This window comes from Wolbachia endosymbiont of Tetranychus urticae (genome assembly GCF_046529255.1).
GTDB lineage: Bacteria > Pseudomonadota > Alphaproteobacteria > Rickettsiales > Anaplasmataceae > Wolbachia.
In genome coordinates, this window is the sequence record NZ_CP114181.1 from 269,590 (window position 1) to 295,753 (window position 26,164).

General features: G+C 34.4%; 25 protein-coding genes and 1 pseudogene. 16 read left to right on the forward strand and 10 right to left on the reverse strand.

Features of this window, described 5'->3' with window-relative positions:
* Window positions 1-30: 30 nt before the first annotated feature.
* Entirely contained in the window at window positions 31-3,300 is a 3,270-nt protein-coding gene (locus tag O1Q06_RS01645) for a UvrD-helicase domain-containing protein (RefSeq protein WP_410542843.1), read from the reverse strand.
* Between the two features lie 74 nt (window positions 3,301-3,374).
* On the opposite strand from O1Q06_RS01645, the gene O1Q06_RS01650 reads away from it, so the two are divergent.
* The 5 genes from O1Q06_RS01650 (at window position 3,375) to holA (ending at window position 6,717) form a co-directional block, all read left to right on the forward strand.
* The gene (locus O1Q06_RS01650) at window positions 3,375-4,241 is read left to right on the forward strand and encodes a 4-(cytidine 5'-diphospho)-2-C-methyl-D-erythritol kinase (RefSeq protein WP_410542844.1); all 867 of its coding nucleotides are present in this window, start codon (window positions 3,375-3,377) and stop codon (window positions 4,239-4,241) included.
* A gap of 3 nt (window positions 4,242-4,244) precedes the next feature.
* Window positions 4,245-4,592, forward strand: coding sequence for an Mth938-like domain-containing protein (locus O1Q06_RS01655; protein WP_017532635.1), 348 nt, complete (start codon window positions 4,245-4,247; stop codon window positions 4,590-4,592).
* Complete coding sequence (locus O1Q06_RS01660) at window positions 4,586-5,395, forward strand: metal ABC transporter permease (protein ID WP_015588476.1); 810 nt, start codon at window positions 4,586-4,588, stop codon at window positions 5,393-5,395. Before O1Q06_RS01655 ends, O1Q06_RS01660 begins: the two co-directional genes overlap by 7 nt.
* A gap of 114 nt (window positions 5,396-5,509) precedes the next feature.
* Complete coding sequence (locus O1Q06_RS01665) at window positions 5,510-5,692, forward strand: hypothetical protein (protein ID WP_007302688.1); 183 nt, start codon at window positions 5,510-5,512, stop codon at window positions 5,690-5,692.
* Window positions 5,693-5,697: 5 nt separating this feature from the next.
* Window positions 5,698-6,717, forward strand: a complete 1,020-nt coding sequence (holA, locus tag O1Q06_RS01670) for a DNA polymerase III subunit delta (protein ID WP_410542845.1) — start codon at window positions 5,698-5,700, stop codon at window positions 6,715-6,717.
* Window positions 6,718-6,948: 231 nt separating this feature from the next.
* On the opposite strand, the gene gltX is transcribed toward holA, so the two are convergent.
* Window positions 6,949-8,283 (reverse strand): glutamate--tRNA ligase, encoded by a 1,335-nt coding sequence (gltX, locus tag O1Q06_RS01675; RefSeq protein WP_410542846.1) that lies wholly within the window; start codon window positions 8,281-8,283, stop codon window positions 6,949-6,951.
* Window positions 8,284-8,414: 131 nt separating this feature from the next.
* On the opposite strand from gltX, the gene O1Q06_RS01680 reads away from it, so the two are divergent.
* From O1Q06_RS01680 to O1Q06_RS01690, 3 genes are read left to right on the forward strand one after another with little or no spacing between them, the layout of a single operon-like run.
* Entirely contained in the window at window positions 8,415-8,570 is a 156-nt protein-coding gene (locus O1Q06_RS01680) for an IS630 transposase-related protein (protein ID WP_410542829.1), read from the forward strand.
* Window positions 8,571-8,614: 44 nt separating this feature from the next.
* A complete protein-coding gene (locus O1Q06_RS01685; RefSeq protein WP_280144090.1) occupies window positions 8,615-8,773 on the forward strand; it encodes an IS630 transposase-related protein in 159 nt (52 codons plus the stop codon).
* A 56-nt stretch (window positions 8,774-8,829) separates the two neighbouring features.
* Window positions 8,830-9,174 (forward strand): transposase, encoded by a 345-nt coding sequence (locus O1Q06_RS01690; protein WP_410542578.1) that lies wholly within the window; start codon window positions 8,830-8,832, stop codon window positions 9,172-9,174.
* Here O1Q06_RS01690 and O1Q06_RS01695 read toward each other — a convergent pair.
* From O1Q06_RS01695 to O1Q06_RS01710, 4 genes are all read right to left on the reverse strand, one after another.
* Window positions 9,159-10,613: an IS4 family transposase gene (locus tag O1Q06_RS01695; protein ID WP_410542423.1), complete on the reverse strand. Its 1,455-nt coding sequence runs from the start codon at window positions 10,611-10,613 to the stop codon at window positions 9,159-9,161. The genes O1Q06_RS01690 and O1Q06_RS01695 overlap by 16 nt on opposite strands.
* Window positions 10,614-10,844: 231 nt before the next feature.
* The gene (gene dxr / locus O1Q06_RS01700) at window positions 10,845-12,020 is read right to left on the reverse strand and encodes a 1-deoxy-D-xylulose-5-phosphate reductoisomerase (RefSeq protein WP_410542847.1); all 1,176 of its coding nucleotides are present in this window, start codon (window positions 12,018-12,020) and stop codon (window positions 10,845-10,847) included.
* A 27-nt stretch (window positions 12,021-12,047) separates the two neighbouring features.
* On the reverse strand, window positions 12,048-12,542 hold the full coding sequence (locus O1Q06_RS01705; RefSeq protein WP_410542848.1) for a hypothetical protein: 495 nt from the start codon (window positions 12,540-12,542) through the stop codon (window positions 12,048-12,050).
* A 300-nt stretch (window positions 12,543-12,842) separates the two neighbouring features.
* Window positions 12,843-12,977: a hypothetical protein gene (locus tag O1Q06_RS01710; protein ID WP_410542849.1), complete on the reverse strand. Its 135-nt coding sequence runs from the start codon at window positions 12,975-12,977 to the stop codon at window positions 12,843-12,845.
* Window positions 12,978-13,068: 91 nt separating this feature from the next.
* Between O1Q06_RS01710 and O1Q06_RS01715 the strand changes: the two are divergent.
* From O1Q06_RS01715 to O1Q06_RS01730, 4 genes and pseudogenes are all read left to right on the forward strand, one after another.
* Window positions 13,069-13,936, forward strand: a pseudogene (locus O1Q06_RS01715) (IS982 family transposase).
* Between the two features lie 75 nt (window positions 13,937-14,011).
* Window positions 14,012-14,983 carry a type I glyceraldehyde-3-phosphate dehydrogenase gene (gap, locus tag O1Q06_RS01720; RefSeq protein ID WP_410542850.1) on the forward strand — a complete coding sequence of 324 codons (972 nt, stop codon included), beginning with the start codon at window positions 14,012-14,014 and terminating at the stop codon, window positions 14,981-14,983.
* A gap of 3 nt (window positions 14,984-14,986) precedes the next feature.
* Window positions 14,987-15,745 carry a twin-arginine translocase subunit TatC gene (tatC, locus tag O1Q06_RS01725; RefSeq protein ID WP_010401503.1) on the forward strand — a complete coding sequence of 253 codons (759 nt, stop codon included), beginning with the start codon at window positions 14,987-14,989 and terminating at the stop codon, window positions 15,743-15,745.
* Between the two features lie 525 nt (window positions 15,746-16,270).
* Window positions 16,271-17,276, forward strand: a protein-coding gene (locus O1Q06_RS01730; RefSeq protein ID WP_410542743.1) for an IS630 family transposase whose coding sequence is annotated in 2 segments (ribosomal slippage) — window positions 16,271-16,732 and window positions 16,734-17,276 — 1,005 coding nt in all. Because the reading frame shifts where the segments join, the coding sequence is not laid out codon by codon here.
* Here the strand turns inward: O1Q06_RS01730 and O1Q06_RS01735 are convergent.
* The 4 genes from O1Q06_RS01735 to pdhA form a co-directional block, all read right to left on the reverse strand.
* On the reverse strand, window positions 17,273-17,509 hold the full coding sequence (locus O1Q06_RS01735) for a hypothetical protein (protein ID WP_410542851.1): 237 nt from the start codon (window positions 17,507-17,509) through the stop codon (window positions 17,273-17,275). The genes O1Q06_RS01730 and O1Q06_RS01735 overlap by 4 nt on opposite strands.
* A gap of 176 nt (window positions 17,510-17,685) precedes the next feature.
* Complete coding sequence (locus O1Q06_RS01740; protein ID WP_410542852.1) at window positions 17,686-18,495, reverse strand: hypothetical protein; 810 nt, start codon at window positions 18,493-18,495, stop codon at window positions 17,686-17,688.
* An 11-nt stretch (window positions 18,496-18,506) separates the two neighbouring features.
* Window positions 18,507-19,928 carry an Asp-tRNA(Asn)/Glu-tRNA(Gln) amidotransferase subunit GatB gene (gene gatB, locus O1Q06_RS01745; RefSeq protein ID WP_410542853.1) on the reverse strand — a complete coding sequence of 474 codons (1,422 nt, stop codon included), beginning with the start codon at window positions 19,926-19,928 and terminating at the stop codon, window positions 18,507-18,509.
* Between the two features lie 205 nt (window positions 19,929-20,133).
* Complete coding sequence (gene pdhA, locus O1Q06_RS01750; RefSeq protein ID WP_410542854.1) at window positions 20,134-21,114, reverse strand: pyruvate dehydrogenase (acetyl-transferring) E1 component subunit alpha; 981 nt, start codon at window positions 21,112-21,114, stop codon at window positions 20,134-20,136.
* Window positions 21,115-21,179: 65 nt separating this feature from the next.
* On the opposite strand from pdhA, the gene hemJ reads away from it, so the two are divergent.
* The 4 genes from hemJ to ctaD all read left to right on the forward strand — a co-directional run bounded on the left by hemJ (window position 21,180) and on the right by ctaD (window position 26,163).
* Window positions 21,180-21,608 (forward strand): protoporphyrinogen oxidase HemJ, encoded by a 429-nt coding sequence (gene hemJ, locus O1Q06_RS01755; protein WP_410543128.1) that lies wholly within the window; start codon window positions 21,180-21,182, stop codon window positions 21,606-21,608.
* A gap of 154 nt (window positions 21,609-21,762) precedes the next feature.
* The gene (locus O1Q06_RS01760) at window positions 21,763-23,274 is read left to right on the forward strand and encodes an HlyD family type I secretion periplasmic adaptor subunit (protein WP_410542855.1); all 1,512 of its coding nucleotides are present in this window, start codon (window positions 21,763-21,765) and stop codon (window positions 23,272-23,274) included.
* Between the two features lie 558 nt (window positions 23,275-23,832).
* Window positions 23,833-24,597 (forward strand): cytochrome c oxidase subunit II, encoded by a 765-nt coding sequence (gene coxB / locus O1Q06_RS01765; protein ID WP_410543129.1) that lies wholly within the window; start codon window positions 23,833-23,835, stop codon window positions 24,595-24,597.
* Between the two features lie 15 nt (window positions 24,598-24,612).
* The gene (ctaD, locus tag O1Q06_RS01770) at window positions 24,613-26,163 is read left to right on the forward strand and encodes a cytochrome c oxidase subunit I (RefSeq protein ID WP_410542856.1); all 1,551 of its coding nucleotides are present in this window, start codon (window positions 24,613-24,615) and stop codon (window positions 26,161-26,163) included.
* Window position 26,164: the final 1 nt, after the last annotated feature.

The following is a 26,164-nucleotide window of genomic DNA, read 5'->3' on the forward strand; positions in this document are numbered from 1 at the left end:
TGCAAGTAGCTACTATACGAACATTTGAGTTTAGATCAAGGATTGTAAGGTTAAATCTTCCATCCAAATAACCACGCACTCTACCTGCTTATCTGGGTAGACTTCTTGCACTAAGGTTTTATAGATCAACATTTGCTTTTTTATTTCATTTGATGAGGAAATAGAAACGTTATGGTGTGATTTATAGTCAATTATGATTGCTTTGTCTTCTGTTATGCACAGTCTGTCTAGCCGCACTAATACTGGTTTTCCGTCAATTGTTCCACTAAGTGGAATTTCTGATTTGCCCTCCAAGTCGAACAGGTAATCATATTTTTCATTAAAGGTTAATATTTTGCTGTAAATTTCATCCTTATCTTCACTAGTGTTTATGCTATCAAGATATTTCCTAACCCAATTTTTTCTCCTGTCTTTTTCTATCTTGGGCATATATTGCAATATACTGTGAATTATTAAGCCTCTTGCATAGCTGTCTGTCGTCCCAATGCTCCTTTTTGTCATTCCAGCATTCTCATCTGTCATCCCAGTACTTGACACTGGCTTTTTTTCTCCAGGTTCCAGCGTCACGTGCTGCAATGACATTGATAGGTTTGATGGAGGTGAAATCACTGAAACATCAAAATAATCACGTTTTTTATAAATAGAAGGGTAGTTTGCATTCATGCATAGCACTTCAACTTTTTCTTTAAATATCGGCTGTAAGTATAGTTTTTTCCTCTCATATAATGCTCCATATTGAATAACTAGATCATACAAAGAGCCCTTTTGCACTGGCTCTTTGCCTAAAATGTATAACTCATCTTCAGCACGCGTAAGTGCCACGTACAGCAAACGCAAATATTCGTTATAATCCTCTAGTTTTTTCTCTCTTTTTACTTGATTACAATAAGCATTACTATTTTTGCCACACCAAAATGGTGCTTCCGTTGCATCAAACAAAATATTTTCGCTGTTTCTTGGTACCGTATTTGTGTCAACTAAAAACACTATTGGAGCTTGTAGACCTTTTGATTTATGAATTGTCATTATTCGTACAGCATTGAGTTTTGATTGCATATCGTTTTTAATCTCAGGATTATTTTCTTTGATCCACTGAACAAATGCTTGAAGAGATGGGTGCTCAAATTGCAATACGAGGTTCATAAATTCGTCTAGAATCTCGAAGCACTCAAGACCTAGCCTTGCAGCAAATTTCTTCCTGCCTGTGCGCAATATATGAGTGAATAGTGTAAGGGGGGATTTTGTCTGAGATAAATTAATTAGATAGTTTAATTCATTAGAGATAATCTCCTGATAATCTTGAAGTTTTTCCCACAACGACTGTTCTTTACGATCGTATGCAATATTGAATAAATCATCCTCAGTGAAGTTAAATAGCGGTGATTTTAAAACATTTGCAAGAGCAAGATCATTTGCCTGGAGGAGCAAAAATTCGGCTAAAGCTATTAAGTCCTGGACAGCTATGTAATCCATAATTCTAAAATAATCTCGGCCTATAACTGGTACATTTACTTTTTTTAGTTCACTTATTATGTAGTCAACTAGCGCATTTCGTTGCCGTACCAAAATCATAATGTCCCTTGGTTCTATATGGCGATCTTTGGCGACTAAAATCCGCCCTTCGTTTAACCAATTGTGAATTCTTTGGGCTATTGCCTGAGCAAGTAATCGATCCTTTACTACATAATCTTTCCTCTGTGTTAAATGAGTTTGTAAGGCTTGCTGCTCTTCCTCTTCATATCCTGGCAGTAACGGCCAAATTTCAATGTATCCTTGATCGTTTTCTCTATATGGAATATGTTTTATCTTGTTATCATTGAAAGATATTTCTTCACGAAAATTGTTAAATATTCTGTCTACAAGCATCAAAACTTCTGGAGTTGAGCGAAATGACTTTTCAAGTTGACATGATACCCAATCTCTGCCACCGGTTTTCGTGTGAAAATATTGCTGCATGTAATTAAATAGATGGGGATTTGCTCCTTGAAATCTGTAAATGGATTGTTTTACATCCCCAACAACGAATAAAGTTCTCTTTTCGTCACCACCGGTAAAAAATTCATTGCAGAGATTTGTTATAATTTTCCATTGACTGATACTATTGTCTTGCGCCTCATCAACAAGAATGTGGTCTATTTTTTGATCTAGATTAAACAATATCCAATCTTTATAGCCTGGATTGCTAAGGAGATTTGTTGCTAAATTGATGATATCATCATAATCAAGCAGTGCATTCTTTGATTTTTCACTATTATATAGATCAACATATACTTTAAATATACTAAGTAAATTACTGGTTCTTGCGAATATTTGATAAGAATTTATGTCCTTTACATGGGTAAACAATGCATTTTGAATGCTTTCTATCATTTGCTCTACGTCTTCAAATTTTTCCAAAGCACCCTTTGTTATAATGGATGATATGCTCTTTTTTTCGTACGATTCTGATTTGAGAAATACTTTAGCTAAGTTCTCTATCTTGTTGTCATCCCAGTGCTTGACACTGGGATCCATATTTCTTTTTTTTTGGGTCCCAGTGTCAAGCACTGGGATGACAACATTTGGTACGGACGATTTTCTGCTATTACACCAATCATAAAGTATCGCACTGTAACTCTGATCTCTTTTGCTGCCCTCACTTAATATTTTAGCTAATCTTTTTATCTGCTCAATCGTTTCACTCTGTAAATCGTGAATCTTATCTGGGGCACTTAGTTTATCTTTGATATACCCTAAATTATTTTCTAGAGCTGATCTCTTTATACATAAGGTATAGAGCAAATCACTCAGCTTGTTTTCATCAAATTCAGCTGCAATGATATTTATATCGTCCTGCACAGTTTCATTATGAAGCGTTTTTTCAAATATGATGGAATGCAATTCTTTACATTCGCTCAACGTACAATTTGGAGCGATACCAGCTTCTGTAGGAAAGCTGGAGATTAATTTGTAACAAAAGGCGTGTATAGTTTGAATATTAAGACCAAGATTTTCCAGTTCAGAAAAAAGCCTTCTTGCTCTTGTTAAATAATCTTTATTTTCTCTGGTCACACACTGGGCTAATTGTTCTAAATCTGCGACCAATATACCCTCTGGATATATTGCCCACTTACTAAGTGTACTGTAAATGCGATCCTCCATTTCATTTGCTGCAGCATTGGTGAATGTTAAGCAGAGAATATTTCTCTTATTCTCTAATAGAAGTCTTAATACTCTGTCTATTAAGATCTTTGTTTTACCTGTACCAGCTGATGCACTTACCCATACAGAGAAGTTAGGATTTATGGCATTTGATCTCATTAGGAGTGTATAAAGTTTGACTGAAGTGGCATTTCAAGTATAGTAAATAAGATAGTGTTAGTGAAGATATACAGATGGAAAGTTTTTGTGTAAAGGCTCCTGCAAAGATCAATCTCTTTTTACATATTATAAATAGAGAAGAAAGAGGGTATCATTTAATTGAAAGTTTGGTTGTCTTTGCTAAACTTTCTAATTTTTTAGAGATAAAAGTAGGAGAAAAAAACTTTAGATCTGATAACTCTACAGTTGAATTTGTAAATTCTGAGTTTAGAATAAATTATCGATATAATACTATAACGAGAGCAGTGAGTCTACTGCTTAGGCATGCTCCTGTACGCACTAAAGTCACTGTGAAGGTTGTAAAAAATGTACCAATTGCTGCGGGATTTGGTAGTGGTTCCTCAGATGCTGGAGCTGTGATACGCATGCTGGGAGAGCTTTGGAACATTGATAGGCAATTTTTAAATGATATAGCTTTAAGCGTTGGTGCTGATGTACCTGCAAGTATAGATAGTAAGCCAGTTTTTGTCAGAGGTGTTGGTGAAGAATTATGCCCCATTAAACAATGCTCTTTACCCACAAGTCTGGTACTTGTGAAACCGAAAAAAAAGTTTTTGAATACATCAGAAGTATTTTCCAAGTATAAAGAGGATTTCTCTCAGCCAATTAAGTGGAGTGATAACACTGAGGAGAATTTGTTAGAGCTTCTTAAAGAGACAAAAAATGACCTGCAAGAAGCAGCAATAAGTCTTGTACCTGAAATTCAGAATGTAATATCAACACTAGAGTCACAAGAAGGCTCTATACTTTCTCGTATGTCAGGTAGTGGTGTAGGGTGTTTTGGAATGTTTGATAGTGAAGAAAGTGCAAAAGCTGCAGCGACAAATATCAAAAAGGAATATCCAGAATGGTGGGTGTGCGACACGGAATTAATGGTTTGATTTATGCCCTTAATTTCCAAGAAGAAAAATCTTATAGATGGTTACAGGGAAGAAAGATTTTGGGTAAATAATCAAGAATATCATGGCTCAATTATAATTTTTCCTGAAAAGGTGATTAAATTGAAAGAAAGTGATATAAATAACAAGGAGTATTTTAAATCTTTTTTAACAGAGGAAATAGAGATTTTGATAATAGGTACTGGTAAGATACGCGATTGTTCAATGAAGTCTTATCTTATGGAGCAAAAGAATTTAAATTTTGAATTTATGACGACGGGTTCTGCATGCAGAACCCATAACGTTTTAATATCTGAAGATAGATTTGTTGTCAGTTATCTGATAGCATGTTAGAGATATTTACACAGAGTTTTTTTATAAACAGTCTAATTGCGGTAATTATGATTAGCCTAGTCACAGGAGCTCTAGGGTCATTTATGATATGGCAAAGGTTATCGTATTTGGGTGATAGTTTGTCCCATTCCTCATTGCTTGGTATTGCACTTGCTTTGATCTTTAATATCAGCCCATCGGTAAGTATAATGCTCATTGCAATTATGTTTGCTATACTACTTTCTCTTAATTTTAATAAATTATACTCTGCTGATACGATATTGAACATAGTTACCAATGTAGTTTTATCATCGAGTTTAATACTTATGTCTTTTCTTCCGTCAGGTAATAATAGTATTATTAGCTCACTTTTTGGTGACATATTAATGATTGACCAAAGTAATATAATATCAATTTTTCTAACCTCTGTAATAGTTACTTTGATATTAATATTTAGATGGCGCTATTGGCTGATGATTTCGATTAATCAAGATTTGGCAACAGTTGAGAAAGTAAATGTTAATTTTGTTAGGCTAGAATTTTTGATTATACTCGCTATCTTTATTGCAATTTCTGCTCAATTAATAGGAATATTACTCATTGCTGCATTTTTGTTAATACCTGCTGCATCAGCAAGACTCATTTCAAAAACTCCAATGCAAATGATTATTGTTGCAACAGTTTTTTCTGTGATTTCTGGAGTATCAGGTTTGATATTATCTGCAAGTTTTGACTTATTAACTGGACCTGCAATTATACTTATCGCAGCTGTGTATTTAATCATTGCTTATTTTATAAGATTGGTGTTAAGTAGATCGACTTAATTTTGGTCTCGGAAGTTCATAATTCATTAACAAATGAGTGTAACTATCTGAGCGTAAAGTAGTTTTTGCTACGTTGTTCTTATGTGCTAATTGTTAATTTGTGGAGTGAAAGATATGGCCGAAGGATTTTTTTCTAGATATATAGGACAGCCTATAAAAAATTTTTATAATTATGTTACGGGAAAGAAAGAAGTGTCTGATGATATGCAGAATACAGCAAATCAAGAAAGCTCAGAATTGTTGGAAACTGATGTGCAATCAAATGATGTACCACCAAATAGTGATAATATAATATAGATGGCATGAGAATCACGCCATCTAAAGTTAAAAAATTCCTTGAGAAACCCGATACTTTAAGTGGTGTATTAATTCATGGGAGTGACAATAGTAAGGTCGATATTTTTGTACAGGAAATAATTGCCAACTTGAATGAGTATTCAGTTCAGGTGATGGATTTTGCAGTAGTGAATAAGTCGCCTGGCTTGTTATTTTCCGAGTTCGCAAACATTTCGATGTTTACTAAAAAAAGGTTAGTTAAGCTGATAAATGTCAGTGGAAGTATATCTAAAGAGTTAAGAAACATATTGGATCATAATATAGGCGATCATTATATAGTAATGATAGCAAATGATCTTCCATATAGTTCTACAACTAAAAGTTATATGGAAAGCTCAAAAATTTTCGGTGTCATTACCTGCTATAAGGACAGCGGTAGTAATCTTTGTGATATTATATCAAGTTACTTGAAACAAAATGATATAGAGTGCACAAGTGAGATAATCTACCACTTGCAGTCTTATTTTAATCATAGCAAACTGCCTATATATTCAGAGCTTGAAAAATTAGTTTTATATCTAGGAAAAAGAAAAGATCTTAAACTTGCTGATATAGATCTATGCTTTTCAACCTCCGGCAATGATTATGTTACACTTGATAATCTGTGCTCTGCAATAGTGAGTAAAGACATGGGACAATTCATCAAAATTTCCGATGTATTGATATTACAAGAGAATTTTTCACCGATAGCATTAATCCGTATTATATCAAATTATTTTCTACGGCTAGAAAGCGTTTTGCTGTTAATACAAAATGGAATGAATGAACAAGCTGCAATTGACCAGCTGAGTCCTCCATTGTTCTTCAAACAATTGCAGAGTTTTAAATCTCATTTGAAAAGTTTGCAACTTTCAGAACTTAAGAAGATCTTAGAAAATTTGATGAGCTTGGAAGTGACTTGTAAAAGAACTGACTTGGACCATAAAATGATCTTTCAGCATGAGATTAACTATTGGTGTTATTCGTTCAGCAGAGTAGTAAAATAAGGTAGACGAGAAAAAACAACTAAATGTTGTCATGAAAGTAGCTGACACTGGGATCCAGAAATATGGGATATGTATAGAAGTTATTTTAAAATACAACGTTTTGGCGAGATTATGGATTCCAGTGTTAGCTACTTGAATGACAGGAGCAGAAACTGGAATGACAAGAAATCTAATATTTTCACATTTCCTGAACAATGCTTATTGGTGTCATTCAAAATACATTCGGTGCATTTAAACCTTTTGTATAATTCTTTGGCTTTCTTCTAACCTTGCAATAATGCTCCCTCTACCGATAAAAATTAATAATTTAGCGAGTTCTGGACCTGTTTCTGTTCCTGTTAAAGCGAGGCGCAACTGCATAAATAGATCTTTTGCCTTTATATCAATTGTCTGTCGAATATTTTTAACCCACTCTGATAATGTGTTTTCATTACAATCACCTTGAGGTAATGTGCTTAGCGCTATTTTTATAAACTCTCTATTAAGAACCACGGGTTCTATACCAAATTTGCATATTTTCCACCATTTGTCCACTTCAGAAAACTTTTCTATATTACTCCTTATAAAATACCAAAACTCTGAGCCAATTTGACTTAAACGATCTTGCACCATTTCAAATGGCATTTGTTGTAGCACTTTGCTATTTAGCTTATACATTTCACTCAAGCTGAATTGTAAAGATGCTGAACTAAATTTTTTGATATCAAATGAGTCAATTAAAGACTGCATATCAATATAAGCTTCTATCGGATCAGATGTTCCAAGCTTTGCTAAATAGCTAGTTAGCGCCATTGATTCAATCTCATCTTCTCTTATGGACTTAATATCCAGCCCGCCTTTCCGTTTCGATATTTTGCTATCATCAAAGTGTAGTAGGGGAAGGTGGGCAAAGATAGGAATTTTCGCTTTTAATGCTTGAATCATTTGAATCTGAACTGCGGTATTAGTTACATGATCTTCCCCACGTACAACATGGGTTGCATTAAAGTCAATGTCATCAATAACGGAAGGTAGCATGTACGTATAAATTCCATCTTCTCTTTTTACTACAGGATCGCTGATATGAATTGTTGCAATATTTATTTCGCCTTTAACTTCATCATTCCATTTTACAGTTTTATTTCTATCCAATTTAAATCTGAAATGTGGTTTTCGTCCTTCTTGCTCATAACGAATTTTCTCTTGCTCAGTTAAAAGCAACGCACCTTTATTGTAAATAGGGGGAAGTCCTTGTTTTAACTGCAATTTTCGTTTAGCCTCTAATTCTTCTCTTGTTTCATAACATGCATAAATATGACCTTCTTTCATTAACTGTAAGAACACCTCGTTATAGCGCTCAAAACGCTCTGATTGCTTAAAACTTGAATTCCAATTTATGCCAATCCATTTTAGGTCTTCTATGATATTATCTATATATTTGATATCTGAACGCTCAAGATCAGTATCATCAAAACGTAGTAAAAATTTTCCATTTTGATTACGTGTGTACATCCAACAAATGAGTGCAATGCGTATGTTTCCTACATGTAGGTAGCCAGTTGGGCTTGGAGCGAATCTTGTTAGCATTTAAATGATTACTTTAGTTTATTTTCATTTTATATAAATGTACTGCTAAAGCAAGATTCTTCTTCTTTGTCTTGGTGTTATAGTATTTCCTAAAGTAAATGATAAAGGTATAATAAAGTATTTGAGTTATAATGGCATATAGTGTGGATTTAAGGGAAAAGGCAGTATTGATGATAGAAAAAGGGAAGACAAAGGTTGAGATAGCAGAGCTCATGGAGATAGGAATAGCAACGCTGTACCGCTGGTTAAAAAAGAAAGCTGCTGGTGAAAGCCTAATGAAAGCCTAAAGCCATCTAAAAACGGTAGCTTTATTCGAAAAATAGACCCAAAAATACTCGAAGAATATGTTACAAAGAATCCAGATCATACTCTGGCAGAGATGAAACAAAATCTTGGATTTGGAATAAATTCAATTTGGTATAGACTAAAACAGCTAAAAATTACTTTAAAAAAAAGTCACACTATATCAAGAGCGCAATCAAGAAGATAGGCAGCAATTTATTGATAAAATCTCAAAAATAGATCATTCCAGCATCTTATATATAGATGAAGCAGGAGTTGATAATAAGTTATACCGAGAATATGGACGTGCTCCAAGAGGAAAGAAAATTTATGCAGATATTCCAGCGAGAGAGAATCGGTATAGTAGCCGGGTGGATTGGAATGAGATTTATTGCACCAATGACTTTCAAAGGTGGGTGTGACAAAGAGGTATTCAATATATGGTTGGAGAAACCTAAATTGCCACTTGGCACAACCATAGTTATGGATAATGCTACATTTCATAAGACCACTAAAACAAAATCATTAATAGAGTCTTTTGGCTGTCATGTGCTGTATCTTCCAACATATTCACCAGATTTGAATCCTCACTTTTACCCACAACTTTGAGAGGTCATTATGCGAAGCATAACCATGCTTTCCCTGAGGTTTTCATAACCACGCCATAGAGTCATAGTTCCTGGTAAATTATCACTTTTTCTATTCATAAATCCACCTAATTTTCCTAACCAAATAATAGCTTGTTTTATGTTTGGAGGTTCTTCTGGCAATTTGGCTACTTTATGCTCACGTATGTAAAGGGTTTTCCACTCTTCATTACTTAAAACCTTAGTACAAACCTCCATAGGATTCGATAAAGCGATTTTTGTTAAATATAAAATATTAAATGCAATAATGCTCTTTATAGCGATTAATTTCTCTAATCTTTCTTTTGTAGCTAAACGAGAGCTTTCTACCTTACATCCTGATTTTAAAATCCTAAAATACTCCTCGATTTTCCATCTTAGCTTATACCAATTTATCCTTTCTATAGCATCTAAAGTGCTATTAACTGGTACATTAGTCAGCAAAGTCCAATCAATAGCTTCTACTCTTTCAGGAGGATTTGTTTCTTTGGCACTTACTACATATATAGCGATTTTATCACTTATTTTATGCTCTGTATCTTTCGATCCATAAATGTAAGGAGATCTGATAGGTATATAGCCTTTCATATACCTGACTTCAATGTTAGCTTTTCTTGAGATCTGGTATTTATTTTCAGCAACATTCAAGACAATTTCCTTTTTTACAGGCAGTTGAGTTATACGTGTTTGCAAATCCGTTTTTCCCCCTTCAATACAGATGAATTTCCTATTAGTTCGGTTGCGGATTACATAAAAACTGTCCAATGATTCAACAGTCCATAAAAACTTAAAAATATCTGCTTCCCTATCACCAATAGTAACAAGCTGTACACCTTCTGCGAGGTTATTTAGGGTTTCTTTTAGTGCCGCTATCCACTTATAGCTTTCTTTCTCCTTTATAGCAGTACGGTATTTCCTGTTTGCTTTTTCTTGGGCTGTTTCTTCCCTGATAGAACGTGCCCAACACTGTTGAGAAGATAGCCCTAAAGGTAATCCGTCTTTGTTAACCATTAAGTTACTGTGCAATAACAAACCCTTTTTATATTTTGTATAGGCTTTAGAAATACTACCTAGACCCTTAGTCTTTATATGAGAGTCAAAATCCAAATAACTTGTATCTTGAACTGAAAATACCAGCTCATTTCCTTTTATCCTTTCCATAGTTTCTTTATAATGGGAAGAATAAATTTCCTTAGCTTCAAGCTTCTCATTGCTAAATAATCTGTATGCACCTTTAGCTTCTTTCCATCCTACACAGCTTTGACTAATTGACCCAGACGCCTTATTCTCTATTAAATAGCTTGTTTTAATAAGTCTTGTATTAAGTCTTACATCTCCCAGATTAACATGTCTCAACTCTTTTTCTAGCCATTTATCTCCTAAGCCATCAGCACATTGTACATTTCTATTTACTTCACACATTTTTACCTCATCTTAAGTATATTTTTCTCTATCTTACTTGCTTTTTATACTTGTGGGTAAAAGTGAGATTTGAATCCCATAGAACACTGTTGGCATACCATCAAAAGCCGCCTCAGACCTCTGATGTATAAATGTACAGACTTACAACTTTTGGTTGGTAATACCATAATGGTAATTTATCATTCATTTTAGAAAATACTATAATTGTCTTTTCTCGTCTACCTTATTTTATCACTCTGCTGAACAGATACCTTTACTTTTTATGATTTCATTGGCAAGAATACGGCTTTCAAAATCGATACTTGTTATGTCGGATAGTGAGTTAATATCAGAGTACTTGTCAAAGTTTTCTATTGTTGATTTTACTACCTCTGCTACTTCTAAAAAGCCGATTCGTGACTTCAAAAATTCGTTAACAGCTACCTCATTTGCAGCGTTCAAAACAATACTATTTGTATGTGGAGAAGAGGAATTTAACACTTCCATACTGAGCTTTAGTGCAGGAAAACGTTTATGATCTGGTTCTTGAAAAGTCAATTTTTTTTGTTTTGTTAAATCTAATTTATGATTTAAAGTTGATCTTTCTGGCCAAGACAAAGCATATGCAATGGGAATTTCCATATCAGTTTCTGCAAGCACAGCAAAGCTAAACCCATCCTGGTAAACTACAACTCCATGTACTATCGATTCAGGATGCACTACTGCTTCAATTCTATTTGGGCTAATTTTAAACAAATGATGTGCTTCTATTATTTCTAGTGCTTTATTCATCATTGTTGCACTATCAACTGAGATTTTCTTTCCCATTTTCCAAGTAGGGTGACTTAGTGCCTGATTTACTGTAATATTTTTTAATTGTTCAAGGCTATAATTTAAAAATGGTCCACCAGAGGCAGTGAGTATAATCTTTTCTACACATTTATCATCATTTTGCAAAACTTGAAAAATTGCGTTGTGTTCAGAGTCGATGGGAATTATTTGTATGCTCCTTTCTTTAGCTTTTTCAAGCAGTAACTTGCCACCACAAACAATGCTTTCTTTATTTGCTAGGGCAATAACTTTAGTACCACTTTCTATAACCTTTATAACTGGCTCAAGGCCTGCGATGCCAACTATTGCAATAACTGAGAGATCAACAGGTAGAGAAGCAACATTTGCTAGACCTGGAGCGCCAACTTCTACTTTGATGTTTGTACCAAGTAGATCTTCTTTTAAATCTTTGTAGAACCTTTCATCAGAAATGGCAGCATATTTTGCATTAAGCAGTTTTGCTTGGTGTGCTAGTAGAGCAAAGTTAGAATTGGCACTTAGTGCTTCCACCTGATATTCTTCCTTTCTCTTTGAGAGCAAATCTACAGTCTTTTTTCCAATGCTTCCTGTTGATCCTAAAACTGAAACTTTTTTCACTAATTACAATAAAATCTTCTTAGTTATTTAGTAACCAAGCTCATGATCATCACCAACAGATGGTGAAGGACCAGGTGAAAAAGATTGGCCATGATGATCACCTGCATCATGCATATCATGCAAACCATCAGCACTTTGAGCTATTTCATTGTTAGAGTGGGGATAATCATCCGGACGATGCCCCTCATCACCGTAGTCCATACCCATTCCTTCTGATGGCATATCTTCTCCACCACCACCTGAAAAATATTCAGCAAGGCTTTCAAGAAATTTTATGCCAAACATATTACCTGATTTCCCAAATAACGTTACTAGACTGCTACCACTTACCAAACCTTCGAATACATTATTATAAGCAGCAATTGCTCCTTCATGAAAGTTGAACATCCACTTCATTCCATCCACAATTGTTGCAACAGAGTCACTATGACCAAGACCTAAACCACTTTTCTCACTAGCGGCTTCCTGGTGTTGCTGCTGTGCCTGCCATTCTGCAATATTTGGACCCTGTGCTTCACTCATAAACTTTTATTCTAAGCCTTAAGCTATTATTTTACCAAAAACACTGTAAAATATCAATTGTTTAAGAGAGGTTATCATAAAAATAGCTAACACTAAGCTATTTTTATGATTCTGATTACTCTATACCAAAACATCGATGATGTGCTGTGGTAACAAAGTGATGACTTGAGGTTTAAGACAGCTTCTATTTCTTCTTAGAAGACTGCTCCTCTCTCTTTCCTTTTTATTTTATTATCTTAATATTAATTTACTCATAAATTATTGATAAGTACTAATAATTTAATCATTATTAATATAATATTAATAATGAGGAAGAAAAATGCTTACTAATAATAACACACCATCATCAGCTCCGCCACCACCCCCACCTCTACCACCTGCAGATTGGGGAGAAAATTGGAAGCCAGCGAAAAATAACGATAAAAATGAAAACACTCTTGACGCTAATTCTGGATTAAAAAGAAAATAGAAAAGTCAGGAGAGTAGGGTAAACTCAACAAATAGAAAAAAATAGATGAGGTTACCCATGGAAGATATAACAAAACTGTTTTGTCTGGTCGATGATTTTTGCAGAGATATAGAGAAAAATTTTGCAGATAAACTACTGCCAAACGGTAAAAACCCACAAGAGTGCCAGAAATTACACATTCGGAAATTATCACAATAATCCTCTGTATCAGCAATCTCCCTGTGAAAATTTTAAGGCTTTCTACCTGCATTACCTAACATTGCTCTACAAATCAGAGTTTTCGAAGTTGCCTTCATACACTAGGTTTGTTGCTCTAAAGCCCAGGGTTTTGTGGCATTTAGCCATGCTATTACAGTGCCTTTGCGGATGGTCAGAACTTACTGGAATCTCATACATAGATACAACTCCTATTGCAGTTTGCCATGCAAAAAGAATATCAAGAAATAAGGTTTTTGCTGGAATTGCAAAATTAAGCAAGAGTACATATGGCTGGTTTTTCGGCTTTAAACTACATTTGATAATTAACGAGAAAGGTGAAATTCAAGCTTTTACGCTTACAAGAGGTAATGTTGACGATAGAGAGCCTGTAGCAAACCTAACTAAGAAATTAACCGGTCTTTTGTTTGGTGATAAAGGCTATATTAAAAAAGAGCTTTTCCAAGAGTTGTTTAACCGCGGTTTGAAACTTGTTACCAAGGTGAAAAAGGGGATGAAAAACGCATTAATTTCACTACATGAAAAGATTTTGCTGAGAAAAAGGTCGATCATTGAGACGATTTTTGGCTACCTCAAAAATAGACTTGAAATTGAACATACTCGCCATAGATCTCCCGTTAATTTCTTGGTTCACATCTTTTCTACTCTCATTTCCTATTCCTTGAAATCCAAAAAGCCTTCCATTTCCTATACTTTCTTCCTTCCTTAATCCAGAATTAGCGTTAAAAGAATAGAATGAAATATCAGGCAATATCCTCTATAATTAAACTTTTAAGATGGAAAAATGACAATTCGTGTAGGAATTAATGGTCTTGGTAGAATAGGCAGAAGTGTATTGCGTGCTATTTTTGAAGTAGAAAACTATAGCGAGCAAATAGAAGTTGTGGCGGTAAATGGGTCACTCAGTGCTGAGCAGCATGCACATTTGATTAAATATGACTCTGTTCATGGCAAATTTAACGGCGATATTGATTTTAACGAGTCTGAAAATTGGCTATCTATAAATAGCAGGAAATTTTCTTTATATAGAGAACGTAGCCCTGAAAATATTCCTTGGAATGTTGATGTAGTACTTGAATGCACTGGTGCATTCAACAAGCGTGCGGAAGCAGCAAAGCATAATGCAGAAAGAGTAATTGTCTCTGCTCCAGTTTCAGATGCTGACGTAACTATAGTTTACGGCGTAAATAACGATATGCTAAAAAAGGAGCATAAAGTGATCTCAGCAGGTTCTTGTACTACAAACTGTCTGGCTTCGATTGTACACATTTTACACTCCAATTTAGGTATAAAAAGCGGTTTTATGACCACTATACATGCCTATACGAATGATCAAAATATTCTTGATGGCAACCATAGAGACTTACGCAGGGCAAGAGCTTGTGGCCTTTCTATGGTGCCAACTACAACTGGAGCAGCAAAAACAATTGGTTCTGTTATTCCTCAGTTAAAGGGTAAGCTAGATGGTACTGCTATTAGAGTTCCGGTTAGCAACGTTTCTATGGTTGATTTTAAATTTACGACTGATAAGAAGGTAACAGCTGGAGAAATAAATGAAATGTTTAAGAATTCAGCAAATCATGTGCTTTCCGTATGTAACGAGCCTTTAGTTTCAATAGACTTTGTCCATAACCCTTATAGTGCAATTGTGGATTTAGCTGGTACATATGTCACAGGTGATATCTGTAGAGTTGCAGCGTGGTACGATAATGAATGGGCTTTTTCACTGAGAATGTTAGATATAGCTTTATTGTAAAGTATGAACGAAAACTCACAAAAATATGCTTCATTTTATGAGCACTTTGCGGAACTTAGAAAAAGGGTTATTTTTTGCTTTCTATTTTTTTGTGTTACCTTCGGGTTTTGTTACTACTTTAAAGAAAATATATACCGCTTTTTACTTGCACCTTTAATAGAAGTTACAAAAGATAGCAATGATTTTTCTCTAATCTATACAGACTTAACAGAAGCGTTTTTTGTATATCTCAGGGTTGCAATAATGAGTGCACTGTTGTTTTCTTTTCCTGTGTTTGCATGGCAATTCTATATGTTTCTAGCACCTGGCTTATATAAAAGAGAAAGGGCAGTGTTATTGCCATACTTAATTGCAACACCGGTTTTGTTTGTAACGGGAGCTGCTGTAGTTTACTACTACATATTTCCCCTAGCCTGGAAATTTTTTATTGCTTTTGAACATAGCGGTAAATCTTTCGGTATACCAATAGAGTTTATGCCATCAGTTAGTGAATATTTAGACCTTGTTCTTCAATTCATGTTTGCGTTTGGTACTGCATTTCAAATTCCAGTCATACTAACCTTAATGGTGAGAGTAGGGCTAATCACTGCACAAAGTTTGTCAAATAAACGGAGAATTGCGATAGTGGTAATTTTCATTATTGCTGCAATCTTAACTCCACCTGATGTACTAAGCCAAGTAGGGCTTGCAATTCCAATGTTGGTATTATATGAGCTGTCTATTCTGATATGTAGATATATTGAGAAGAAAGCAAAGGATTGAATTAAGAATATTATTTATAAACAAAGAATGAGCACCGGAGCGCTTTTTCTTGTTTGAGTGTTTTTGGCACCACAGCATTTTATTAATTTATTTACTTATTTGCTTAAATATATAATAATTAAAGTATATTATTATTTTTAATAGGAGAATTTTATATGCCAAGGTATGAAGAGTTAAACGAAGAACAACAAGGATGATATGATTATTTAATTTCTGAAATAGAAAAAGGGAAAGAGGATAACATTACTCATATTCTCAAAAATTTAGAAAAAGAAGGGGTATTAGAAAAAGCACTTACTATTGCGAGTATAACTAAAGAGTTACGAGATTGTGAAAATCATACTCTAACACCTTTTGCCTATGCTATGGGTTTTAGTAACCAGAAAGTTATTAAAAATATTTTAGATGTAATTAAAGATAAAGCGATATTAGAAGCAGTACTTATACCAATTCCCGCTATACAAGCAACGAATAGAAAATAATGGAAAAAAGCCATACTGAAGTAAGTAAAATAGCGAGGTTTAGATGGCATTAAGATCAAAATTATTGGATGAAAAAGTGGTGAAATCAGCAAAAGAGATGCTGAAGAGAGTAAGAAATAATGCGTATGTTGCAAAAAAACTAAATGCTGTAATTGCAGCAAAAAAGCACAGTATAACAGCTGTAGCAAAAATATGTTGCATTTCGAGAAAGGCAATTACTACATGGATAAAGCACATAAAATTTGGAAGAGAAGAAAAATTATTTGCTCCACCTCAACGCCGTAGAAAAACTATATTGAACCAAAGTCAACTTGAACGAATTGAGTTGTGGATAGAGGAAAACCCCAATATTACTATTAGAGAAATGAGAATAAGAATCCAAGAAAGATTTGGTTTGAATATCAGAAAATCCGCAATACATCGTAATATGCAAAGAATGAAATTCTCATATATCACACCAAGACCAGTTCATAGTGGACAAGATAAAAACAAGCAAGAGGAGTTTAAAAAAAAACCTCAATGAAACTATTGTCATGCATTCTGAAAAAGAGCTATTTTTCTTCGATGAATCACGGTTTGGTACACATTCGAAAGTTGGACATGGGTGGTTTAAAAAAGGCAGTAGGACACAGGTTAAGGTAAAATTAGGTAGGGAAAATTTTTATCTCTATAGTACAGTTAATCCCAGAAATGGAGAGAATTTTAGCTTATTTGCACCAAACGTCAACACTGATTGTATAAATATATTCCTTGAACAGATGTCGCAATATTTAGGAATACGAAAGGCTTTTCTCTTGATGGATTGCGCTAGTTGGCATAAGTCAAAAAATTTAAAGGCACCTAAAAATATCGAAATTATATACCTACCACCATACTCACCTGAACTCAATCCTGTTGAGAGGTTTTGGTTATATATAAAACAGAACATTTTACGCAATAAAATCTACGATACAATTGTTCTGCTTGAATGCGCTTTGTGTAAATTTATTACCTCTCTTTCCCCTTCCACGGTTAAACAACTCTGCTATGCTTCTTATTTGGTTCATTAATAATGAGAATTGGTATAAGCATATTGCCTAGCGAATTCACTCTTACCTATCCCCCCAAGACCACTAATAGTAGCAACCTGAGATATAATTGCTGGCCTGACCGTACTCCTTTGTAGTGCATCATGTAAGGCTTTTAATTCACTATTTCTTCCAGTAAAAAATGCAACTGGCTCTATTATTTTAAACCAAATAGGCTCCTCTACCCGCTTGTTATCCTGTGTCGTTACAGCCACATATATTTTATGTAGTGTTTTACTATCCTTATGTTGTTGTTCTATTACTTTATCAATTCTTTCATTCTTTTCTTTTACTCCTTGTTCTATCTTACCTAAAGTACTAGCCCACAGCTCAACTTCTCGAAAAAGTTCTTCTCCTTCTTTGTACGAAAGAGGACGCGCTTTTATATCTTTTACCCAGTCTGATATTTTTTTAGAAGATTATTACAAAAGATTTGATTGTCACCAATATAGTCGAACTTTTTGTTCAACCTACTACTCAACTTACCTAGCAATAATTTTCTTAGCTGAACTTCATGGGGTAAGTTAACGACGAACACCAGTTCATTTAAAAAGTCCTCTATCTCTTTATTGCTGACTTCCTTGCCTATCTCACGCTTTATAAAATCCATATTTTGTTTCAAGTATTGAGCAACACTACCACCTGAATCACTAATTCTATATCTTGCACTATCACCTATATCCAGAAACTCATCTTTTGTGTCTATCCTTACAAATGAAAGTTCTTTTCCTTTATTTTCTCCACTTAATATTGCTCTTAGGTTTCTTACTTCGTGTTGTATTGAATATGGTGAATCAAGATCCATATTCGTAGCAAAAAGAAAATGCTTTATTCCATCACTAAACTTTGCACTATTTTTGATTTTTAAATAGGCAAGGAAAAGTTTTAAAATACTAAACTTACCACTTTTTGTTAATAAGCTACTTACACTGATTTTTTTAGTTCCATTTTGGTTGTGCTTAACTTGTATAAACTTATGTACTATATCTTTATTTTGCTCATGCCAAACAACAATGTCATCAAAACCTTGAGCTGACTCTAACTCTGTGTCTATGGAGAAAGAACATTCTTTACCCATCTTAGACATGAGAGATGTTATATCCATCTCATGCATTAGAGATATTACGATCAATAACTCTTGAAAGGCAATACCATGGTAAATGCGTTTGAAACCCCAAGTAGAATCATCTTCTAGATACATTACCCCTGTTTTTACCCTAATCTTTCACTCAAAACCAAGTTTACGACATCAGGGCTGGCTTTTCCCTTGGTAAGTTTCATGACTTCGCCGACAAAGAATCCGTATAGTTTTGTTTTACCGCTTTTGTATTCTTGAACTTTATCTTGGTTGCTATTGATGATTGTGTCGATAACTTCTGCTATTTGACCTCTATCGGTTATTTGTTTTAGGTCCTGCTCTTCTATGATGAGAGATGCCGGTTTGCCAGTTTCAAACATAATATCAAAAACTTGCTTGCCGAGCTTAGCAGAGATCGTTCCATCAACGATAAAGTCAAGGAGCTCGGATAAAGCATCTGCTTTAATTGGAGAGCTAACAATATCAATATTTGTTTTATTTAAACGACCGAAAAGCTCGACGGTTAACCAGGTAACTGCAATCTTTGAATCATGCTTTTTTGCTAATTTTTCAAAATAATCGGCAATTTCTTTATCAGAAGTGATAACGTCTGCATCATATTCATTGATACCTAATTCCTCTATGTATCGAAGTTTTTTTTGATCTGGCAACTCGGGTAAAGATGATTTAATAGAATCAATTTTGTCTTGGCTTATTTCAACAGGTAGTAAATCAGGTTCAGGGAAATATCTATAGTCACTTGAATCTTCTTTGCTTCTCATCACTTTTGTTTTTCCTAAAGTGACATCAAACAATAAGGTATCTTGACTTATTTCTCCTCCGCTTTCCAAAATTTTGATCTGCCTTTGTGCTTCATAATCTATAGCTTGTACAATATAACGTATTGAATTTAAGTTTTTTATTTCACAACGAGTGCCAAATATGCTACTACCCTTTGGGCGAACAGAAACATTTGCATCACAGCGAAGTGACCCCTTTTCCATATCACCATCACATGAACCGATGTAACGCAAAATCTGCCTCAATTTTTTCATGAATTCTGCAGCTTCTGCAGATGAACGGAGATCTGGCTCTGAAACAATTTCCATTAAAGCAACGCCTGCACGATTTAAATCTATGTAAGTTTTGCTTTCTTCATGAATACTCTTTCCTGCATCTTGCTCTAAGTGAATTCTTGCGATTCTTATTTCTTTTTCATTATTTTTGATAAAAACTTTGCCATTTTTAACTATTGGCTCAAAGAACTGGGTTATTTGATAACCTTGTGGTAAATCGGGATAAAAATAATTTTTCCGGTCAAAGTAAGAGCATTTATTAATTTCTGCAGAAATTGCAAGTCCGGTGCATATTGCTTGCTCTATGCAGCTATAATTTAATACTGGTAGTGTACCTGGCATTGCTGCATCAACTAGAGAAACTTGAGTATTGTGCTCAGTGCCAAATTCCGTTAGTGAACTAGAAAATAGCTTTTTCTTAGAAGAAACCTGAGCGTGTACCTCAAGTCCAATTACTGTCTCCCAGTTTTCTTTTGTCATGTATTTTATTCAATAAATAACTTTATATTCTGCAAACTAGCACAAAAAGTCAAATAAAACTCATTTAACCTATGATCCAAGAGCGGTATATATCAATAATATAAGAGTTACTACAGTTTCTATTGACTAGGCTATTATATAGTAAAGTTAAGTGCTGCCAAAAAATATCTATGGTAGGCCAAAACATAATTTTGATGGCAACTGATTAGCTAACAAATTTATAAACATCAGTATATAGTTCATCAATGCCTGGCTCTTTACTATTTTTAGCAAAATCTTCTGACTTTTTTACTAAATCTCGTATTTCCTTATCAATAGCTTTGCATTCTTCATCAGAAGCGATTTTATTGTCTGTTATGTACTGCTTTAGGGTGCTTATAGGATCATGATTTTGCTTCATATCTTCAACTTCTTCTTTTGAGCGATAAGTAGCAGGATCTGACATTGAATGGCCACGATATCGATATGTCTTCATTTCAAGCAAGAGAGGTCCTTTTCCCCCACGTACGTGCTCAGTTATTTCACTTGTTAACTCATAGACAGAGAAAAAATCCATTCCATCAACTTGTTTTCCAGGAATACCAAAACTCTCTCCTCTTTTATATAGTTCAGTTACTAAAGTTGATCTTTGTACAGAAGTTCCCATTGCGTATTCGTTATTTTCTATGATATAAACCACAGGTAACTTCCACAAAGATGCCATATTAAATGATTCATATACTTGTCCTTGATTTGCAGCACCGTCACCAAAATATGTGAATACAACGTTATCTTTTTTCTTGTATTTATTAGCAAATGCTATTCCTGTGCCAATTGGGACTTGTGCACCTACTATTCCATGTCCACCAAAGAAATTTTTTTCAACATCAAATATGTGCATGGAGCCACCTTTGCCTTTTGAACACCCTGTTTCTTTGCCGGTTAGTTCTTCCATCACAACATTCGGATCAGAATTACATGCAAGCATTAAGCCATGGTCTCTATAGCTTGTGATAAAAGCATCACCAGGTTTTGATGCAGCTTGAGTCCCAACTGCAATTGCTTCTTGCCCTATTGATAAGTGACAGAATCCGCCTATTAATCCCATTCCGTATAATTGTCCTGCTTTTTCCTCAAATCTGCGTATGAGAAGCATTTTTCTGTAGAATCCAATCACCTGTTCTTTAGTGAAATTTTCTGCTTTCATATTGACTTTCTTTTATTAAATTGAGATCATACCAGAAATTTTTAACATTTTATAATACTATCTATATGGGCTACTATCACTGGCTTGAAGCTTTTCACGTTATCTCTGTAATTATGTGGGTGGCAGGTATGCTCTATTTGCCAAGGCTTTATGTTTATCATGCATCTGTAAAACCAGGGTCAGAAAATGACAGCTTACTTCAAATAATGGAGAAGAGACTCCTTAGATATATCGTAAACCCTGCAATGCTTTTCTCCCTTAGTTTTGGAATTATGCTAATGATTATTAGGGAAGCATATCGCGAAGGGTGGTTTCATGTAAAAGCGCTAGCATTATTCTTAATGTTTGCTATTCATGTCCTACTTGCAAAGCATAGGAAAAATTTTGCAGTGGGCTTGAATAAGAAAACTCACGTTTATTTTCGTATTTTAAACGAAGCAGTAACAGTGTTAATAATAATTATAGTTATTATGGTTGTTGTAAAACCTTTTTGATTTTCTAGCCTAATGATGAACCATTGAATGGAGTATAAGAATTGTTACTAAATAGTTTATTCTGATGTTCCGTAGTCTAAGTAAAGTACTTAAGGTATAGATTCTTTGTTTTTGTGTGTTATCCTGGTTAACAAGAATTCGCAGTAGTATTATAATGAGTAAGTTAAAAAAGCTTAGTGCTGGACTTTCTTTGACAGGCCTAGTTGGTAGTGATGATATAGATATGCAAAGGGCAGGAAATAGAAAGAAGAAATATCAATTTTTGGATAAGACGTTCGCATGGATTGATGCGATGATAAATTTTATTTTGAAACGTGAGAGTAATAGCGTAAATGAAGTCCTAAAAGTCACATGGGGACCACTATTTTTTGGTTTAGTGGTGATATTCATCTTTTTTGGAATAGGTGGTATTTGGTCAGCTATAGCTCCAATTGACGGAGCAGTGCATGCAAGTGGAGAAGTTATTGTCTCTTCAAATAGAAAAATAGTGCAACACTTGGGTGGGGGGATAATAAGCAAAATTTTAGTAAAAGAAGGTCAAGCAGTTAAAAAAGATGAGCCTTTAGTTTTATTAAGTGATGTTAACGAAAAGGCAAATTTGAGTATAATTAAAGAAAAACTCTTATCACTTTTGGCAACTGAAGCAAGACTTATTGCAATCAGGGGAGACTTAGATACGCTAGAATTTTCTGATGAGGTTAAAAGATTATCTAACGATGAACTTGTAAATAAAGCGATAAAGAATCAGGTAAAGTTGTTCAACTCTCAGAGAAAGAGTATATTAGGAAAAACTGACATACTGCAACAACGTATAAAGCAGTTAAATGATGAATTAGCAGGGCTAAATTTTCAACTAAATGCAGCCCATAAGCAATATGACTTGATAACTGAGGAGTTAGAAACAAAAAGACAATTACTTGATAGTGGCCATATAAGCAAACCACACATTTTAGCTTTAGAAAAACAGTTTGCTGAAATTGAGGGTAGAGTTGGACATTACCGTTCTGCAATATCTCAAGTACAGCAAAAGATTGGAGAAAATGAGTTAGAGATTATAAATGTGAAGAATGATGCTCAAGAAAGAGCAAATGCTGAGCTTAAGGAAGTTAATACATCTATTGCAGACTTAAAAGAGAGGCTGATGGTTGCTGAAGATTCGTTAGCACGTACAATAATTAAATCACCTCAAGATGGTATAGTTACAGATATAAGATACCACACTGAAGGTGGTGTTATACAATCTGGAGTCCCAATCCTGAGTATAGTACCATCAGATGATGATCTAATAATAGATGCTAAAGTTCTAACCAGAAACATAGAAGAGATACTGTCAGCAAAAAAGAAAGATAGCAATATAGTCTCTATCGACGGACTAGAAGGGCTGAAAGTTAAAGTAAGGCTGAGCGCTTATAGTGCACGTCGCTTAAGTTTAATTAACGGTATAGTAAACCATATTTCCCCTGATGCTCTTGATGATCCAAGGATGGGGCGTTATTATTCAGTGCGAGTGGTGATACCAAAATCAGAACTTGCTCAATTTAAAAACGTATACCTATATCCTGGTATGCCAGTAGAAGTATATATAGTTACTCAATCTCGCACTCTTTTATCGTTCTTGTTTACACCTATAATTGCAACATTCGATAGATCTTTCATAGAGAGATAATTTATTTGGCTTTTCTAGAAAATTTGTTTACAGAGTTTGATATGCAAAAAAAAATTTACACACAAGTAGTGTATTATTTTATAATTATTTTCTATAATATGTAAATCTTTGATTTAAGATGCAAATGCTAACGTAAACATTAAAGGTTAATTAGTAAACTCAGCTGTATAATAGAATTAAAGGAATCAGTAAGATTTTTACCTCAATGAATTATAAATAGGCAAACTTACTTAAAGTTTAATAGTGTCTGTTACTGCTTTTAGGTGTGAGGCTAGAGGGTTATTAGCAATAACAGACACTATTAAACTTATTATAGAACTTCCTTAAAGTAAATACTTAACTTAAAATAATATAATATTTTAACTTAAAGTAGATTCATGTAAATGCTTTTTCCTCAAGTTAGTATCGTATTATTATATTTATTAAATGCTAAAAAAACATTAATCATCATTTACTTTTGATTCAATATTTAGCAAAACACTTGTGTAAATTCTATAATCTCTGTTTGCATAGTAAGTGTATATATATTATTATACAGTTAGTTTTACAGCAAAAAATATGGTGAAGTTATTTGCATTATTGATAATGTTTTACTCAAATATATCAGTTGCTTCTGCTCCTACTTCTTGGCAATTTGGATTTCCTGCTCCTGCAACTGAGATAATGGAGGTTATAGTTAAGTCACATTCGTTTGTAATGAGTGTAATGATTGCAATTATGCTTTTTGTATGGGCCCTGCTTGCTTATGTAGTATTTCGCTTTCGTAAGGGCAAAGTGAAAAATGTCAGTAAAATAACTCATAATATCTTTGTAGAAATTATCTGGTTTGTTATACCAACGATTATTGTTGGGGTATTGGCTTTTAAAAATGCTGAATTAATTAAACTACAGGAGAAAGTGCCAAAAGCTGACATAACACTAAAAGTTATTGGTCATCAATGGTATTGGAGTTACCAGTACCCAGAATATCAAGGTATTTCATTTGACAGCTATATAAAAGGAAAAGAAGACTTTACCGAAAGAGATTTAAAACTGTTCTCTGTTGATAATGACGTTATTTTACCTATTAATACTAATATTCGTTTGCAAGTGACAGCAGGAGATGTAATACATAGCTGGGGAATACCTGCTTTTGGTATAAAAATTGATGCAATACCAGGTAGGCTGAATGAAGCATGGTTTAACGTTACAAAGCCCGGTATTTATTATGGGCAATGTTATGAACTATGTGGTCAAGGTCATGGATTTATGCCAATTGTTGTTGAAGCAGTGAGTAAAGAAGATTTTAATAAGTGGATTGAAGATAAAAAATTAGTAAGTTAAGTTTGGAGTATAGATATGAGTGATGTACCAAAAGGTATAAGACGTTGGCTGTTTTCTACTAATCACAAAGATATAGGGACACTATACATTATTTTTTCCATATTAGCTGGAATTATTGGTGGATTATTATCGGTAATTATTCGTACTCAGCTAATGCACATTAATATACTTAACAATAATTACCAGCTATATAACGTAATGATTACAGGGCATGCGGTAATAATGGTGTTTTTTATGATAATGCCAGCATTAATGGGAGGATTTGGTAATTGGTTCGTACCTCTCATGATTGGTTCACCAGATATGGCATTTCCTCGTATGAATAATTTAAGTTTTTGGTTATTAGTATCATCTTTTATTCTGCTCATTCTCTCGGTGTTTGCTGGCGAAGGTCCTGGGACAGGATGGACTTTATACCCACCTCTATCGCAAATCATGTCTCACCCAAGTGCAGGAGTTGATCTTGCTATACTTGCACTTCATGTTGCTGGTATGTCATCAATTGTTGGGGCGATCAACTTTATAGTCACTATATTCAATATGCGTGCAAAAGGCATGTCACTCACTAAAATGCCACTATTTGTTTGGTCTGTTTTACTAACGTCATTTATGTTAATTGTTGCCTTACCGATACTTGCTGGTGCTATAACTATGCTGCTCACTGATCGTAATATAGGTACCTCCTTTTTTGATCCTGCTGGTGGTGGTGATCCTGTGTTATTTCAACATCTGTTTTGGTTTTTTGGTCATCCCGAAGTTTACATAATTATTTTTCCTGCATTTGGTATCATCAGTCAGATTGTGTCAACTTTTTCTCATAGGCCAGTATTTGGTTATATGGGAATGGTTTATGCTATGATAGGAATAGCAACGTTTGGCTTCATGGTTTGGGCTCACCATATGTTTACTGTTGGGCTTAGCGAGGATGCTGCTATATTTTTTAGCACTAGCACAATTTTCATTGGTGTTATAACTGGTGTAAAAGTCTTTAGTTGGATTGCAACTATGTGGGGTGGAGCGATTGAATTGAAGACACCAATGCTATTTGCATTAGGTTTTATTTTCATGTTTGTTGGAGGTGGTATAACAGGGATAATTCTTTCTCACGGTGGAATAGATAAGCTTTTGCACGATACCTATTATGTCGTTGCTCACTTTCACTATGTCATGTCGCTTGCTGCATTATTTGGAGCTTTCGCCGGTTTTTATTATTGGATAGGCAAAATGTCAGGTAAGCAATATAACGAGTGTTTAGGCAAGATACACTTTTGGCTCACTTTTATTAGCACCAATGTCACTTTCTTACCCCAGCATTTCCTGGGATTAGCAGGTATGCCAAGGCGTATACCTGATTATCCCGACGCGTTTATCCCTTGGAATTATATATCCTCAATTGGCTCATATATGTCCTTTGTTTCAGTTATGTTTTTTGTATTTATAGTTATACATCTCTTTAAGTGGGGCAAAAAAACTGGAGATAATCCTTGGGGGGGTGATACCTTAGAGTGGACGGTATCTTCACCACCACCTTTTCATACTTTCGAAAAGCCACCAGTGGTAAAATAAA

What these genes read in the sequence shown, in the direction of transcription:
- O1Q06_RS01645 (WP_410542843.1), bottom strand. Translation starts at nt 3,300, where the DNA reads ATGAGATCAAATGCCATAAATCCTAACTTCTCTGTATGGGTAAGTGCA.
- O1Q06_RS01650 (WP_410542844.1), top strand. Translation starts at nt 3,375, where the DNA reads ATGGAAAGTTTTTGTGTAAAGGCTCCTGCAAAGATCAATCTCTTTTTA.
- O1Q06_RS01655 (WP_017532635.1), top strand. Translation starts at nt 4,245, where the DNA reads ATGCCCTTAATTTCCAAGAAGAAAAATCTTATAGATGGTTACAGGGAA.
- O1Q06_RS01660 (WP_015588476.1), top strand. Translation starts at nt 4,586, where the DNA reads ATGTTAGAGATATTTACACAGAGTTTTTTTATAAACAGTCTAATTGCG.
- O1Q06_RS01665 (WP_007302688.1), top strand. Translation starts at nt 5,510, where the DNA reads ATGGCCGAAGGATTTTTTTCTAGATATATAGGACAGCCTATAAAAAAT.
- holA (WP_410542845.1), top strand. Translation starts at nt 5,698, where the DNA reads ATGAGAATCACGCCATCTAAAGTTAAAAAATTCCTTGAGAAACCCGAT.
- gltX (WP_410542846.1), bottom strand. Translation starts at nt 8,283, where the DNA reads ATGCTAACAAGATTCGCTCCAAGCCCAACTGGCTACCTACATGTAGGA.
- O1Q06_RS01680 (WP_410542829.1), top strand. Translation starts at nt 8,415, where the DNA reads ATGGCATATAGTGTGGATTTAAGGGAAAAGGCAGTATTGATGATAGAA.
- O1Q06_RS01690 (WP_410542578.1), top strand. Translation starts at nt 8,830, where the DNA reads ATGAAGCAGGAGTTGATAATAAGTTATACCGAGAATATGGACGTGCTC.
- O1Q06_RS01695 (WP_410542423.1), bottom strand. Translation starts at nt 10,613, where the DNA reads ATGTGTGAAGTAAATAGAAATGTACAATGTGCTGATGGCTTAGGAGAT.
- O1Q06_RS01705 (WP_410542848.1), bottom strand. Translation starts at nt 12,542, where the DNA reads ATGAGTGAAGCACAGGGTCCAAATATTGCAGAATGGCAGGCACAGCAG.
- gap (WP_410542850.1), top strand. Translation starts at nt 14,012, where the DNA reads ATGACAATTCGTGTAGGAATTAATGGTCTTGGTAGAATAGGCAGAAGT.
- tatC (WP_010401503.1), top strand. Translation starts at nt 14,987, where the DNA reads ATGAACGAAAACTCACAAAAATATGCTTCATTTTATGAGCACTTTGCG.
- O1Q06_RS01740 (WP_410542852.1), bottom strand. Translation starts at nt 18,495, where the DNA reads ATGTATCTAGAAGATGATTCTACTTGGGGTTTCAAACGCATTTACCAT.
- gatB (WP_410542853.1), bottom strand. Translation starts at nt 19,928, where the DNA reads ATGACAAAAGAAAACTGGGAGACAGTAATTGGACTTGAGGTACACGCT.
- pdhA (WP_410542854.1), bottom strand. Translation starts at nt 21,114, where the DNA reads ATGAAAGCAGAAAATTTCACTAAAGAACAGGTGATTGGATTCTACAGA.
- hemJ (WP_410543128.1), top strand. Translation starts at nt 21,180, where the DNA reads ATGGGCTACTATCACTGGCTTGAAGCTTTTCACGTTATCTCTGTAATT.
- O1Q06_RS01760 (WP_410542855.1), top strand. Translation starts at nt 21,763, where the DNA reads ATGAGTAAGTTAAAAAAGCTTAGTGCTGGACTTTCTTTGACAGGCCTA.
- coxB (WP_410543129.1), top strand. Translation starts at nt 23,833, where the DNA reads ATGGTGAAGTTATTTGCATTATTGATAATGTTTTACTCAAATATATCA.
- ctaD (WP_410542856.1), top strand. Translation starts at nt 24,613, where the DNA reads ATGAGTGATGTACCAAAAGGTATAAGACGTTGGCTGTTTTCTACTAAT.